The sequence below is a fragment of the Salmonella enterica subsp. enterica serovar Typhimurium str. LT2 genome (assembly GCF_000006945.2).
Lineage (GTDB): Bacteria > Pseudomonadota > Gammaproteobacteria > Enterobacterales > Enterobacteriaceae > Salmonella > Salmonella enterica.
In genome coordinates, this window is the sequence record NC_003197.2 from 282,460 (window position 1) to 295,891 (window position 13,432).

Consider the following 13,432-nt stretch of genomic DNA (forward strand, 5'->3'; position numbering starts at 1 on the left):
AATGTCGTTTAGCCCTTAATCGCCTTGACCAGATAATCAACGATATCGCCGGTTTTAATCAGCGATTTTTCACCGCTACGACGGTATTTATACTCAATATCGTCGTTATCCAGGTTGCGATCGCCAATCACGATAGTATGTGGAATACCAATCAGCTCCATATCGGCAAACATCACGCCCGGGCGCTCTTTACGGTCGTCCATCAGCACTTCAATGCCCTGCGCGCGCAATTCGCTGTACAGCTTTTCCGCCAGCTCCTGCACACGGAAGGATTTGTGCATATTCATCGGCAGAATAGCGACCTGGAAAGGCGCAATGGCGTCAGGCCATACAATGCCGCGCTCGTCAAAGTTCTGCTCGATAGCAGCGGCAACGACACGTGTTACGCCGATACCGTAGCAGCCCATTGTCAGGATCTGGTTACGGCCATCTTCACCCTGAACGGAGGCTTTCAGCGCTTCTGAGTACTTGGTACCTAACTGGAAGATGTGACCCACTTCGATACCGCGTTTGATAAGCAACGTTCCCTGACCATCCGGACTCGGATCGCCGGCGACTACGTTACGGATGTCGGCAACAACAGGCGTCGCCACATCGCGATCCCAGTTAATACCAAAGTAGTGTTTACCGTCGATGTTGGCGCCAGCGGCAAAATCGCTCATGGCGGCAACGGTACGATCGATGATGACCGGAATCGGCATATTGACCGGGCCGAGGGAGCCAGGGCCGGCATTAATTACGGCGCGAATCTCTTCTTCGGTAGCGAAGGTCAGCGGGCTGGCAACGTGCGGCAGTTTTTCCGCTTTAACTTCATTCAGTTCATGATCGCCGCGAACCAGCAGAGCCACCAGCGGAGACTTGCTGTCTTTCACCGCTTTCACCAGCAGCGTTTTTACCGTTTTTTCAATTGGCAGGTTGAATTGTTCCACCAGCTCCGCGATGGTTTTGGCATTTGGCGTATCGACCAGAGTCATTTCCTGCGTCGCCGCTGCGCGCGGCGTTTGCGGCGCGATAGCTTCTGCCAGTTCAATGTTAGCCGCGTAATCAGAAACATCAGAGAAAACGATATCGTCTTCGCCGCTTTGCGCCAGCACCTGGAATTCATGCGAGGCGTTGCCGCCGATAGAACCGGTATCGGCCTGTACCGCGCGGAAATCCAGCCCCATACGGCTGAAGATACGGCTATACGCGGCGTACATGGCGTCATAGGTTTCCTGCAACGACTCCTGAGAGGTGTGGAAAGAGTAAGCATCTTTCATCAGGAATTCGCGCGAACGCATCACGCCAAAGCGCGGACGCACTTCATCACGGAATTTGGTCTGGATTTGGAAGAAGTTCAGCGGCAACTGCTTATAAGAGCTGAGTTCATTACGCACCAGGTCGGTGATAACTTCTTCGTGGGTCGGGCCGAGTACGAACGGACGCTCGCCACGGTCGACAAAACGCAGCAGTTCCGGACCGTACTGTTCCCAACGACCACTCTCTTGCCACAGGTCGGCTGGCTGAACGACTGGCATCGACACCTCGATAGCACCGGCGTTGTTCATCTCTTCACGCACGATGTTTTCGACTTTTTTCAGGACGCGCAGGCCGGTCGGCAGCCAGGTATATAACCCGGAGGCGAGCTTGCGGATCATCCCGGCGCGCAGCATCAGCTGGTGGCTGATAACCTCGGCGTCGGCAGGTGTCTCCTTCAGAGTGGAGAGCAGGTATTGGCTAGTACGCATGTTGTTACGGTTCCAGTTGAACGATCGAACAGGCTCAATGTGAGCCTGATACAAAAAAAGTGATTTAGTTTACCAGCGTGCAAGAGATGTCAAAAGAGAAGGGCGTGAAATTACCGTGGTTCCAGCGCAAACACTTCAAATCCCGAGTTAACCACACGCCAGCGCACGTTAAAATCATGCAGCCAGACGGCATAGGTTTTGCCCGTCTCTTCACCCTTACGATAAGCCGGGCGAGGATCTTGCGCCAGCACATCGCAAATAAATGTCCGTAGCTGCGGATAACGCCTTTCCAGCGTCGTAAGCTGTTGAGCCACCTCAGCGGTAAAACTCACGGGCATTTCAGCTATCGGCGCCTGTTGCGCATAGCTGGCGGCGGCGTCCGGTAAGGCCTCGGCAAACGGTAAATACGGTTTAATATCCACCACCGGCGTGCCATCCACCAGATCCAGACTGCCTAATTTCAGAATTACGCTCTCTTTCCGGCACTCGATACCTTTTAGCGCAACGAGCGACATGCCAATCGGATTGGGGCGGAACGTGGAGCGCGTGGCAAAAACGCCCATTCTGGCGTTACCGCCAAGACGGGGCGGACGAACTGTCGGCCGCCAGCCGCCGTCCATCGTCTGATGAAAAACGAAAAGCACCCACAAATGGCTGAACGCTTCCAGGCCGCGAACGGCATCGGCCTGGTTGTAAGGCGCTATCAGATGCAGTTCGCCGCAGGCGCTTTTGACCAGACCAGGCTGGCGCGGAACGGCGAATTTTTCTTTATAGGGGGAGCGAATAACGCCGATTTGTTCAAACTGAAAGCTGCTCATTTCGCCGAAATATTCAGGGCGGACCCGATACAAACCGCCTGACGATAGCAGCCTGGCGTGCCGCTGGTAATTTCACAGCTGTGCAGCAGGACGGCGTTGGCTTTCATTTTAGATGCATTAATCTGCATACGCTTGCGCGCAGTTGGAATGTTAGGCGGAGAGTCTTGATTTGTCGCCTGGCAGGATTCGCCGCTAACCTCGCCAAGATCTCGGAAAGGTTTGCCGACTAAGTCTTCAGCATTGGTGTAAATCCTGACGGGAGCGGCACGCGGCGCTTTAGGTTTCTCCGGCTCCGCTTTTGGCGGGGTTGCGGTGCTTTGAACGGGTTCAACAGGGGATCTGCTTAGCATGGAACAACCGCCCAGCATGAGTGCCAATAAACAGATCGGTAAAGCACGCATAATATTTCCTCAATGAATGTTCTAATTGCCAGATATTGAATCAGGAGCTTGCATAAATGACAAGACGGGCAATAGCCCGTCCTGAATAATATTACAGATTGTGGAATCAGCCTAAAACTTACCAGCCTTTCACCGCGCCGCCATTAAAAACTTTATTTGCGGCTTCGTACACTTCATCAGACTGATAAGCCTGAACGAATTTTTTCACATTCTCGGCGTCTTTGTTATCTTCACGCGTCACGATCAGGTTAACGTACGGAGAATCTTTATCTTCAACAAAGATACCGTCTTTCGCTGGCGTCAGGCCAATCTGGCTGGCGTATGTCGTATTGATGACCGCTAGCGCGATCTGCGCGTCATCCAGCGAACGCGGCAACTGCGGCGCTTCCAGCTCAACAATTTTCAGATTTTTCGGGTTTTCCACGATATCCAGCGAGGTAGGAAGCAGACCGACGCCGTCTTTCAGTTTAATCAGCCCTACTTTTTGCAGCAGCAGCAGGGAACGACCAAGGTTGGTCGGGTCGTTAGGCACAGCGACCTGGGAACCGTCCTTGAGCTCATCCAGGGATTTGATTTTTTTGGAATATCCTGCAATGGGATAGACAAAAGTCTTACCAACGGAAACCAGTTTGTAACCGCGATCTTTGATTTGCTGATCCAGATACGGTTTGTGCTGGAAGGCATTGGCATCGATATCGCCTTTGCTCAGCGCTTCATTAGGCAGAACATAATCATTAAAGGTCACCAATTCCACGTCCAGGCCGTATTTTTCTTTCGCGACTTTCTGCGCGACTTCGGCAACTTGCTGCTCTGCGCCAACGATTACGCCGACTTTAATATGATTTGGATCTTTTTCATCCTGACCGCAACCCGCAAGTGCCAGAGAACCAATCAGAGCACCCACTGCCGCAAAGGTTTTGAATTTGAACGCCATGCTTATTTCCTTAATGAGTATTTGTGTTGTGTTTAACGTTACTTATGCGTGACAGCCCTGACGATGCGATCGCCGGATAACTGAATTAAATAAACCAGAACGACAAGTAATACCAGCACCGTATTCATCACGGTAGCATTGTATCCAATATAACCGTACTGATAGCCGATTTGACCGAGACCGCCTGCGCCGACGGCGCCGCCCATTGCGGAGTAACCGACCAGGGTGATCAGTGTAATGGTTGCCGCATTCACCAGACCAGGCAGCGCTTCCGGTAAAAGGATTTTACGTACAATTTGCAGCGGCGTGGCGCCCATCGCTCGTGAGGCTTCAATCAGCCCGGCAGGGATCTCTAACAACGCATTTTCCACCATACGGGCGATAAAAGGCGCGGCGCCGACGGTCAGCGGTACAATTGCAGCCTGCAAACCAATGGAGGTGCCGACAATTATTCGGGTAAAAGGAATCATCCACACCAGCAGGATGATAAAGGGAATCGAGCGGAAAATATTGACCACCGCAGAGAGGGAGCGATACAGCCTGGCGTTCTCCATAATCTGCCCCGGGCGCGTAACATACAGCAATACGCCAACCGGCAGGCCAATCACGAAACCGAAGAAACCGGAGACAAAGGTCATCGCCAGCGTTTCCCAGACGCCACGAACCAGTAACCACATCATTGCCTCAGACATAACCCAGTACCTCTACTTTCACATGGTGATCCTGCAGCCAGGCAATTGCGGCTTGCGTCTCTTCTTGCGTGCCGTGCATTTCCGTTAGCATAATGCCGAACTTCACACCGCCGGCGTAATCCATCTGCGCGCTGATAATATTATTGTTCACGTTGAAACGACGCGCGGTTTCAGAAAGCAGCGGGGCATCCACAGACTGCCCGGTGAATTCCATGCGCAGCATCGGCACGCTGTCAGTTTCCGGCGACGCTTTCAAACGCGCCTGGTAATCTTCCGGAATGTCCAGATGCAGAGTGGACTGAATAAACTTCTGCGCCAGCGGCGTTTTAGGATGCGAGAAGACTTCGCTGACCGTATCCTGCTCAATAAGCTCGCCATTACTGATAACGGCAACGCAGTCGCAGATACGTTTCACGACATCCATTTCATGAGTGATAAGCAGAATCGTCAACCCCAGACGACGGTTGATATCTTTCAGCAATTCCAAAATCGAACGGGTCGTTGCGGGATCAAGCGCGCTGGTGGCTTCATCGCACAGCAACACTTTTGGATTACTGGCTAACGCGCGGGCAATCGCGACACGCTGTTTCTGACCGCCGGAAAGATTTGCCGGATAGCTGTCGTGCTTGTCGCCAAGACCGACTAAATCCAGCAGCTCTGTGACACGGCGTTTGATCTCTTCCTTTGGTGTGTTATCCAGTTCCAGCGGCAACGCGACGTTGCCAAACACGGTACGGGAAGAGAGCAGGTTAAAATGTTGGAAAATCATGCCGATTTGACGGCGAGCTTTGGTCAACTCAGACTCTGAAAGCGTTGTTAGCTCCTGACCGCCGACCTGAACGCTACCTTCGGTTGGGCGTTCAAGTAAGTTAACGCAGCGGATAAGCGTACTTTTACCGGCGCCGGAGGCGCCAATGACGCCATAAATCTGCCCGGCAGGAACGTGCAGGCTGACATTATTTAGCGCCTGAATGGTGCGCGTCCCCTGCTGGAACACTTTGGTAATATTCGAAAGTTTAATCATTGATTCTTTATTATCGTAATGAAATGAGCGGAGGCATTTTCGTCTGCCTAATACGGTCAACGCCGTCAACAGAATGGATGTTAAGGCATCCAGACGTCTAAATCAATCAGGCTTTATACGATGAGCACTTTCTTGCCTGCTGAAACATGCGATACTAGCGCCACTTGCTTTACTCAGGAGCTATAAAAGGTGGCAAAGTTTGTACCCGCAATTTTTCTCGACCGTGACGGCACCATTAATGTGGATCACGGCTACGTACATGAAATCGATGCATTTGAGTTTATAGACGGCGTTATTGACGCTATGCGCGAGCTAAAAAAAATGGGCTATGCGTTGGTGGTGGTGACGAACCAGTCCGGAATCGCGCGCGGCAAATTCACTGAGGCGCAGTTTGAAACGTTAACCGAATGGATGGACTGGTCGTTGGCGGATCGCGATGTTGATTTGGACGGCATCTATTATTGTCCTCACCATCCGCAGGGCAGTATAGAAGAGTTCCGTCAGGTATGTGATTGCCGCAAGCCGCATCCAGGAATGCTTATCTCGGCGCGTGATTTCCTGCATATCGATATGGCGGCTTCTTATATGGTGGGAGACAAGCTGGAAGATATGCAGGCGGCAGCGGCGGCAAATGTCGGGACAAAAGTGCTGGTGCGTACGGGCAAACCGGTCACGGCAGAAGCAGAAAACGCGGCGGACTGGGTGTTAAACAGCCTTGCTGACCTGCCATCAGCGATAAAAAAGCAGCAAAAATAAGCGTTATGGATAAAAGATGAGCGGTTAAAACAAAAATGCATTTTTCCGCTTGTCTTCCTGAACCGACTCCCTATAATGCGCCTCCATCGACACGGCGGATGTGAATCACTTCACACAAACAGCCGGTCGGTTGAAGAGAAAAATCCTGAAATTCAGGGTTGACTCTGAAAGAGGAAAGCGTAATATACGCCACCTCGCAACGGTGAGCGAAAGCCGCGTTGCACTGCTCTTTAACAATTTATCAGACAATCTGTGTGGGCACTCGAAGATACGGATTCTTAACGTCCTCGGACGAAAAATGAATACCAAGTCTCAAGAGTGAACACGTAATTCATTACGAAGTTTAATTCATTGAGCATCAAACTTTTAAATTGAAGAGTTTGATCATGGCTCAGATTGAACGCTGGCGGCAGGCCTAACACATGCAAGTCGAACGGTAACAGGAAGCAGCTTGCTGCTTCGCTGACGAGTGGCGGACGGGTGAGTAATGTCTGGGAAACTGCCTGATGGAGGGGGATAACTACTGGAAACGGTGGCTAATACCGCATAACGTCGCAAGACCAAAGAGGGGGACCTTCGGGCCTCTTGCCATCAGATGTGCCCAGATGGGATTAGCTAGTTGGTGAGGTAACGGCTCACCAAGGCGACGATCCCTAGCTGGTCTGAGAGGATGACCAGCCACACTGGAACTGAGACACGGTCCAGACTCCTACGGGAGGCAGCAGTGGGGAATATTGCACAATGGGCGCAAGCCTGATGCAGCCATGCCGCGTGTATGAAGAAGGCCTTCGGGTTGTAAAGTACTTTCAGCGGGGAGGAAGGTGTTGTGGTTAATAACCGCAGCAATTGACGTTACCCGCAGAAGAAGCACCGGCTAACTCCGTGCCAGCAGCCGCGGTAATACGGAGGGTGCAAGCGTTAATCGGAATTACTGGGCGTAAAGCGCACGCAGGCGGTCTGTCAAGTCGGATGTGAAATCCCCGGGCTCAACCTGGGAACTGCATTCGAAACTGGCAGGCTTGAGTCTTGTAGAGGGGGGTAGAATTCCAGGTGTAGCGGTGAAATGCGTAGAGATCTGGAGGAATACCGGTGGCGAAGGCGGCCCCCTGGACAAAGACTGACGCTCAGGTGCGAAAGCGTGGGGAGCAAACAGGATTAGATACCCTGGTAGTCCACGCCGTAAACGATGTCTACTTGGAGGTTGTGCCCTTGAGGCGTGGCTTCCGGAGCTAACGCGTTAAGTAGACCGCCTGGGGAGTACGGCCGCAAGGTTAAAACTCAAATGAATTGACGGGGGCCCGCACAAGCGGTGGAGCATGTGGTTTAATTCGATGCAACGCGAAGAACCTTACCTGGTCTTGACATCCACAGAACTTTCCAGAGATGGATTGGTGCCTTCGGGAACTGTGAGACAGGTGCTGCATGGCTGTCGTCAGCTCGTGTTGTGAAATGTTGGGTTAAGTCCCGCAACGAGCGCAACCCTTATCCTTTGTTGCCAGCGGTTAGGCCGGGAACTCAAAGGAGACTGCCAGTGATAAACTGGAGGAAGGTGGGGATGACGTCAAGTCATCATGGCCCTTACGACCAGGGCTACACACGTGCTACAATGGCGCATACAAAGAGAAGCGACCTCGCGAGAGCAAGCGGACCTCATAAAGTGCGTCGTAGTCCGGATTGGAGTCTGCAACTCGACTCCATGAAGTCGGAATCGCTAGTAATCGTGGATCAGAATGCCACGGTGAATACGTTCCCGGGCCTTGTACACACCGCCCGTCACACCATGGGAGTGGGTTGCAAAAGAAGTAGGTAGCTTAACCTTCGGGAGGGCGCTTACCACTTTGTGATTCATGACTGGGGTGAAGTCGTAACAAGGTAACCGTAGGGGAACCTGCGGTTGGATCACCTCCTTACCTTAAAGAAGCGTACTTTGCAGTGCTCACACAGATTGTCTGATGAAAAACGAGCAGTAAAACCTCTACAGGCTTGTAGCTCAGGTGGTTAGAGCGCACCCCTGATAAGGGTGAGGTCGGTGGTTCAAGTCCACTCAGGCCTACCAGATTCGCTCCCGTGCTTTGTTGTGGCAAAGCTCGCATACTTCAGTATGCTTCGCTTCACCACGCCGCGCCCGGAAACGAATCAAAGGTAAGAGGTTCTGACTACACGATGGGGCTATAGCTCAGCTGGGAGAGCGCCTGCTTTGCACGCAGGAGGTCTGCGGTTCGATCCCGCATAGCTCCACCATCTCGTGAGTGTTTACGAAAAAATACTTCAGAGTGTACCTGAAAGGGTTCACTGCGAAGTTTTGCTCTTTAAAAATCTGGATCAAGCTGAAAATTGAAACACAGAACAACGAAAGTTGTTCGTGAGTCTCTCAAATTTTCGCAACACGATGATGAATCGTAAGAAACATCTTCGGGTTGTGAGGTTAAGCGACTAAGCGTACACGGTGGATGCCCTGGCAGTCAGAGGCGATGAAGGGCGTGCTAATCTGCGATAAGCGCCGGTAAGGTGATATGAACCGTTATAACCGGCGATACCCGAATGGGGAAACCCAGTGTGATTCGTCACACTATCATTAACTGAATCCATAGGTTAATGAGGCGAACCGGGGGAACTGAAACATCTAAGTACCCCGAGGAAAAGAAATCAACCGAGATTCCCCCAGTAGCGGCGAGCGAACGGGGAGGAGCCCAGAGCCTGAATCAGCATGTGTGTTAGTGGAAGCGTCTGGAAAGGCGCGCGATACAGGGTGACAGCCCCGTACACAAAAGCGCATGTGCTGTGAGCTCGATGAGTAGGGCGGGACACGTGGTATCCTGTCTGAATATGGGGGGACCATCCTCCAAGGCTAAATACTCCTGACTGACCGATAGTGAACCAGTACCGTGAGGGAAAGGCGAAAAGAACCCCGGCGAGGGGAGTGAAAAAGAACCTGAAACCGTGTACGTACAAGCAGTGGGAGCCCCACCACTAAGCCAGTGGTGAACTCCACATCCGCATCCTTTGCTGAGGATACGGTTAACGGAGCGAAAGCGACGTTCAACCGCAAAACAAGCAGAGGGGGCTTAGTGGTGGGGTGACTGCGTACCTTTTGTATAATGGGTCAGCGACTTATATTCTGTAGCAAGGTTAACCGAATAGGGGAGCCGGAGGGAAACCGAGTCTTAATTGGGCGTTAAGTTGCAGGGTATAGACCCGAAACCCGGTGATCTAGCCATGGGCAGGTTGAAGGTTGGGTAACACTAACTGGAGGACCGAACCGACTAATGTTGAAAAATTAGCGGATGACCTGTGGCTGGGGGTGAAAGGCCAATCAAACCGGGAGATAGCTGGTTCTCCCCGAAAGCTATTTAGGTAGCGCCTCGTGAATTCATCTCCGGGGGTAGAGCACTGTTTCGGCTAGGGGGCCATCCCGGCTTACCAACCCGATGCAAACTGCGAATACCGGAGAATGTTATCACGGGAGACACACGGCGGGTGCTAACGTCCGTCGTGAAGAGGGAAACAACCCAGACCGCCAGCTAAGGTCCCAAAGTCATGGTTAAGTGGGAAACGATGTGGGAAGGCCCAGACAGCCAGGATGTTGGCTTAGAAGCAGCCATCATTTAAAGAAAGCGTAATAGCTCACTGGTCGAGTCGGCCTGCGCGGAAGATGTAACGGGGCTAAACCATGCACCGAAGCTGCGGCAGCGAACGTATCACCCAAGACAACTTTACGGAGTTGACGATTGACGGAGCGAAGCGACGTCAAAGCGTTCATTAAAGTCGAGTTGGCTTAGGGATACGTTCGTTGGGTAGGGGAGCGTTCTGTAAGCCTGTGAAGGTGTGTCGTGAGGCATGCTGGAGGTATCAGAAGTGCGAATGCTGACATAAGTAACGATAAAGCGGGTGAAAAGCCCGCTCGCCGGAAGACCAAGGGTTCCTGTCCAACGTTAATCGGGGCAGGGTGAGTCGACCCCTAAGGCGAGGCCGAAAGGCGTAGTCGATGGGAAACGGGTTAATATTCCCGTACTTGGTGTTACTGCGAAGGGGGGACGGAGAAGGCTATGTTGGCCGGGCGACGGTTGTCCCGGTTTAAGCGTGTAGGTGTGTGTTCCAGGTAAATCCGGTTCACTTTAACACTGAGGCGTGACGACGAGGCACTACGGTGCTGAAGCAACAAATGCCCTGCTTCCAGGAAAAGCCTCTAAGCATCAGGTAACACGAAATCGTACCCCAAACCGACACAGGTGGTCAGGTAGAGAATACCAAGGCGCTTGAGAGAACTCGGGTGAAGGAACTAGGCAAAATGGTGCCGTAACTTCGGGAGAAGGCACGCTGACACGTAGGTGAAGTGATTTACTCATGGAGCTGAAGTCAGTCGAAGATACCAGCTGGCTGCAACTGTTTATTAAAAACACAGCACTGTGCAAACACGAAAGTGGACGTATACGGTGTGACGCCTGCCCGGTGCCGGAAGGTTAATTGATGGGGTCAGCGCAAGCGAAGCTCCTGATCGAAGCCCCGGTAAACGGCGGCCGTAACTATAACGGTCCTAAGGTAGCGAAATTCCTTGTCGGGTAAGTTCCGACCTGCACGAATGGCGTAATGATGGCCAGGCTGTCTCCACCCGAGACTCAGTGAAATTGAACTCGCTGTGAAGATGCAGTGTACCCGCGGCAAGACGGAAAGACCCCGTGAACCTTTACTATAGCTTGACACTGAACATTGAGCCTTGATGTGTAGGATAGGTGGGAGGCTTTGAAGTGTGGACGCCAGTCTGCATGGAGCCGACCTTGAAATACCACCCTTTAATGTTTGATGTTCTAACGTGGACCCGTAATCCGGGTTGCGGACAGTGTCTGGTGGGTAGTTTGACTGGGGCGGTCTCCTCCTAAAGAGTAACGGAGGAGCACGAAGGTTGGCTAATCCTGGTCGGACATCAGGAGGTTAGTGCAATGGCATAAGCCAGCTTGACTGCGAGCGTGACGGCGCGAGCAGGTGCGAAAGCAGGTCATAGTGATCCGGTGGTTCTGAATGGAAGGGCCATCGCTCAACGGATAAAAGGTACTCCGGGGATAACAGGCTGATACCGCCCAAGAGTTCATATCGACGGCGGTGTTTGGCACCTCGATGTCGGCTCATCACATCCTGGGGCTGAAGTAGGTCCCAAGGGTATGGCTGTTCGCCATTTAAAGTGGTACGCGAGCTGGGTTTAGAACGTCGTGAGACAGTTCGGTCCCTATCTGCCGTGGGCGCTGGAGAACTGAGGGGGGCTGCTCCTAGTACGAGAGGACCGGAGTGGACGCATCACTGGTGTTCGGGTTGTCATGCCAATGGCACTGCCCGGTAGCTAAATGCGGAAGAGATAAGTGCTGAAAGCATCTAAGCACGAAACTTGCCCCGAGATGAGTTCTCCCTGAGACTTAGAGTCTCCTGAAGGAACGTTGAAGACGACGACGTTGATAGGCCGGGTGTGTAAGCGCAGCGATGCGTTGAGCTAACCGGTACTAATGAACCGTGAGGCTTAACCTTACAACGCCGAAGATGTTTTGGCGGATTGAGAAGACAACAATTTTCAGCTCAGATTCAGAGTCCGAAGGATTTTACGCTGAGACAAGGCGGCAAACGCAGCGACGGAAGGAGCATACAGAAGTATGTGACTGACGCTCGCAAGAGCAGCCAACGCCGTATCAGTGTAAAAGACACAGGACGGAGCACAAAGAATTTGCCTGGCGGCACTAGCGCGGTGGTCCCACCTGACCCCATGCCGAACTCAGAAGTGAAACGCCGTAGCGCCGATGGTAGTGTGGGGTCTCCCCATGCGAGAGTAGGGAACTGCCAGGCATCAAATTAGAAGTATGGCATTAACTTTCGGGGCAGTTCACTACTCGACAGAGAGTAGGACAAAAGCGAAAGCTTTTGAACGTTGCGAAGCAACGGCCCGAAGGGTGAATCACGAAGTGATTCATAAACTGCCAGGCATCAAATTAAGCAGTAAACTGATGTAAAAATCAGTGGTTGTAAAAGAATTCGGTGGAGCGGTAGTTCAGTTGGTTAGAATACCTGCCTGTCACGCAGGGGGTCGCGGGTTCGAGTCCCGTCCGTTCCGCCACTTATTAAGAGCCCTGAGCATTAGCTCAGGGCTTTTTCTTTCCATGTCATTTAATTATTGCTCAATTCGCAAAAATCCTCTGCATTTCTCGCTCTTTTTCTGCAAAGCGCTGAAGGTCATAATCCCCTCAGTTAACGAACATAGTGATTAAAAAGAGGAATTCTATGACTATCCCTGCATTCGGTTTAGGTACTTTTCGCCTGAAAGACGACGTGGTTATCGCTTCTGTTAAAACGGCGCTTGAACTGGGCTACCGTGCTGTCGACACTGCGCAAATCTATGATAATGAAGCGGCTGTTGGACAGGCGATTGCTGAGAGCGGCGTACCGCGTAATGAGCTGTACATCACCACCAAGATCTGGATTGAAAACCTTAGCAAAGACAAGCTAATCCCAAGCCTGAAAGAGAGTCTGAAAAAACTGCGTACCGATTATGTCGATCTGACGCTGATCCACTGGCCATCTCCGGGTGATGCCGTGTCTGTCGAAGAATTTATGCAGGCATTGCTTGAAGCTAAAAAACAAGGGCTGACTCGCGAAATTGGCATTTCAAACTTCACCATTCCGTTGATGGAAAAGGCTATTGCCGCGGTGGGCGCAGACAATATCGCCACCAACCAGATTGAGCTATCTCCGTATCTGCAGAATCGTAAGGTGGTTGACTGGGCGAAAGCGCACGGTATCCACATCACCTCTTATATGACGCTGGCATACGGTAAGGCGCTGAAAGATGAAGTGATTGCGCGCATTGCGGCTAAACATAATGCGACCCCGGCGCAGGTTATTCTGGCATGGGCAATGGGTGAAGGTTACTCCGTGATCCCTTCATCCACCAGGCGTGAAAATCTGGCAAGCAGCCTGCTGGCGCAGGATCTGCATCTGGATGCCGAAGATAAAAATGCGATCGCGGCACTGGACTGCAACGATCGTCTGGTTAGCCCGGAAGGACTGGCTCCTGCCTGGGATTAATTACCCGATCCTTTGTAC

The 13,432-nt window shown here is 52.1% G+C and carries 8 protein-coding genes, 3 tRNA genes, 3 rRNA genes and 8 other annotated features; of the genes, 8 read left to right on the forward strand and 6 right to left on the reverse strand.

Translation table 11 applies throughout. From position 1 onward, the window contains the following. Positions 1 to 8 precede the first annotated feature (8 nt). The 6 genes from proS to abc all read right to left on the reverse strand — a co-directional run bounded on the left by proS (position 9) and on the right by abc (position 5,604). The gene (proS, locus tag STM0242; RefSeq protein NP_459246.1) for a proline tRNA synthetase occupies positions 9 to 1,743 on the reverse strand. Within the gene, positions 9 to 1,727 belong to an annotated coding region; the region does not span the whole gene. Beyond that, positions 1,738 to 1,743 (reverse strand) — a ribosome-binding site (putative RBS for proS; RegulonDB:STMS1H000608). (Overlaps the previous gene by 6 nt.) 94 nt (positions 1,744 to 1,837) lie before the next feature. Beyond that, positions 1,838 to 2,553 (reverse strand): putative regulator gene (gene yaeB, locus STM0243; protein NP_459247.1). Within the gene, positions 1,838 to 2,545 belong to an annotated coding region; the region does not span the whole gene. Beyond that, the gene (gene rcsF, locus STM0244) for a regulator in colanic acid synthesis (protein NP_459248.1) occupies positions 2,542 to 2,957 on the reverse strand. Within the gene, positions 2,542 to 2,946 belong to an annotated coding region; the region does not span the whole gene. The genes yaeB and rcsF overlap by 12 nt, the downstream gene beginning before the upstream one ends. Then, positions 2,548 to 2,553: a ribosome-binding site (putative RBS for yaeB; RegulonDB:STMS1H000609), on the reverse strand. (Overlaps the previous gene by 6 nt.) Next, positions 2,952 to 2,957 (reverse strand) — a ribosome-binding site (putative RBS for rcsF; RegulonDB:STMS1H000610). Its footprint lies within the gene rcsF. Before the next feature lie 107 nt (positions 2,958 to 3,064). Continuing rightward, positions 3,065 to 3,892 (reverse strand): putative outer membrane lipoprotein gene (gene yaeC / locus STM0245; RefSeq protein NP_459249.1). Within the gene, positions 3,065 to 3,880 belong to an annotated coding region; the region does not span the whole gene. Next, positions 3,887 to 3,892: a ribosome-binding site (putative RBS for yaeC; RegulonDB:STMS1H000611), on the reverse strand. Its footprint overlaps the gene before it by 6 nt. A 26-nt stretch (positions 3,893 to 3,918) precedes the next feature. Then, the gene (yaeE, locus tag STM0246) for a putative ABC superfamily (membrane) transport protein (protein NP_459250.1) occupies positions 3,919 to 4,585 on the reverse strand. Within the gene, positions 3,919 to 4,572 belong to an annotated coding region; the region does not span the whole gene. Then, positions 4,565 to 5,604 (reverse strand): putative ABC superfamily (atp_bind) transport system gene (abc, locus tag STM0247; protein ID NP_459251.1). Within the gene, positions 4,565 to 5,596 belong to an annotated coding region; the region does not span the whole gene. Before abc ends, yaeE begins: the two co-directional genes overlap by 21 nt. Beyond that, positions 4,580 to 4,585, reverse strand: a ribosome-binding site (putative RBS for yaeE; RegulonDB:STMS1H000612). It overlaps the preceding gene by 6 nt. Then, positions 5,599 to 5,604 (reverse strand) — a ribosome-binding site (putative RBS for abc; RegulonDB:STMS1H000613). (Lies within the gene abc.) 166 nt (positions 5,605 to 5,770) lie before the next feature. Continuing rightward, positions 5,771 to 5,776: a ribosome-binding site (putative RBS for yaeD; RegulonDB:STMS1H000614), on the forward strand. Between abc and yaeD the strand changes: the two genes are divergently transcribed. The 8 genes from yaeD (at position 5,771) to yafB (ending at position 13,414) form a co-directional block, all read left to right on the forward strand. Continuing rightward, positions 5,771 to 6,352 (forward strand): putative dehydratase gene (yaeD, locus tag STM0248; protein ID NP_459252.1). Within the gene, positions 5,786 to 6,352 belong to an annotated coding region; the region does not span the whole gene. (Overlaps the previous feature by 6 nt.) A gap of 378 nt (positions 6,353 to 6,730) precedes the next feature. After that, positions 6,731 to 8,274: ribosomal RNA gene (gene rrsH, locus STM0249) — 16S ribosomal RNA — on the forward strand. A gap of 67 nt (positions 8,275 to 8,341) precedes the next feature. Continuing rightward, positions 8,342 to 8,415 (forward strand) — tRNA-Ile (gene ileV / locus STM0250). 112 nt (positions 8,416 to 8,527) lie between these two features. After that, positions 8,528 to 8,600: transfer RNA gene (alaV, locus tag STM0251), tRNA-Asx, on the forward strand. A 185-nt stretch (positions 8,601 to 8,785) separates the two neighbouring features. Further along, positions 8,786 to 11,878: ribosomal RNA gene (gene rrlH / locus STM0252) — 23S ribosomal RNA — on the forward strand. Positions 11,879 to 12,060: 182 nt separating this feature from the next. Further along, positions 12,061 to 12,182, forward strand: a 5S ribosomal RNA gene (rrfH, locus tag STM0253). The 16S, 23S and 5S rRNA genes sit together here with 3 tRNA genes alongside, the layout of an rRNA operon. A gap of 197 nt (positions 12,183 to 12,379) precedes the next feature. After that, positions 12,380 to 12,453 (forward strand) — tRNA-Val (gene aspU, locus STM0254). Positions 12,454 to 12,600: 147 nt separating this feature from the next. Next, positions 12,601 to 12,606 (forward strand) — a ribosome-binding site (putative RBS for yafB; RegulonDB:STMS1H000620). Beyond that, positions 12,601 to 13,414 (forward strand): 2,5-diketo-D-gluconate reductase B gene (yafB, locus tag STM0255; RefSeq protein ID NP_459253.1). Within the gene, positions 12,611 to 13,414 belong to an annotated coding region; the region does not span the whole gene. Its footprint overlaps the feature before it by 6 nt. The last annotated feature ends 18 nt before the right edge of the window (positions 13,415 to 13,432 follow it).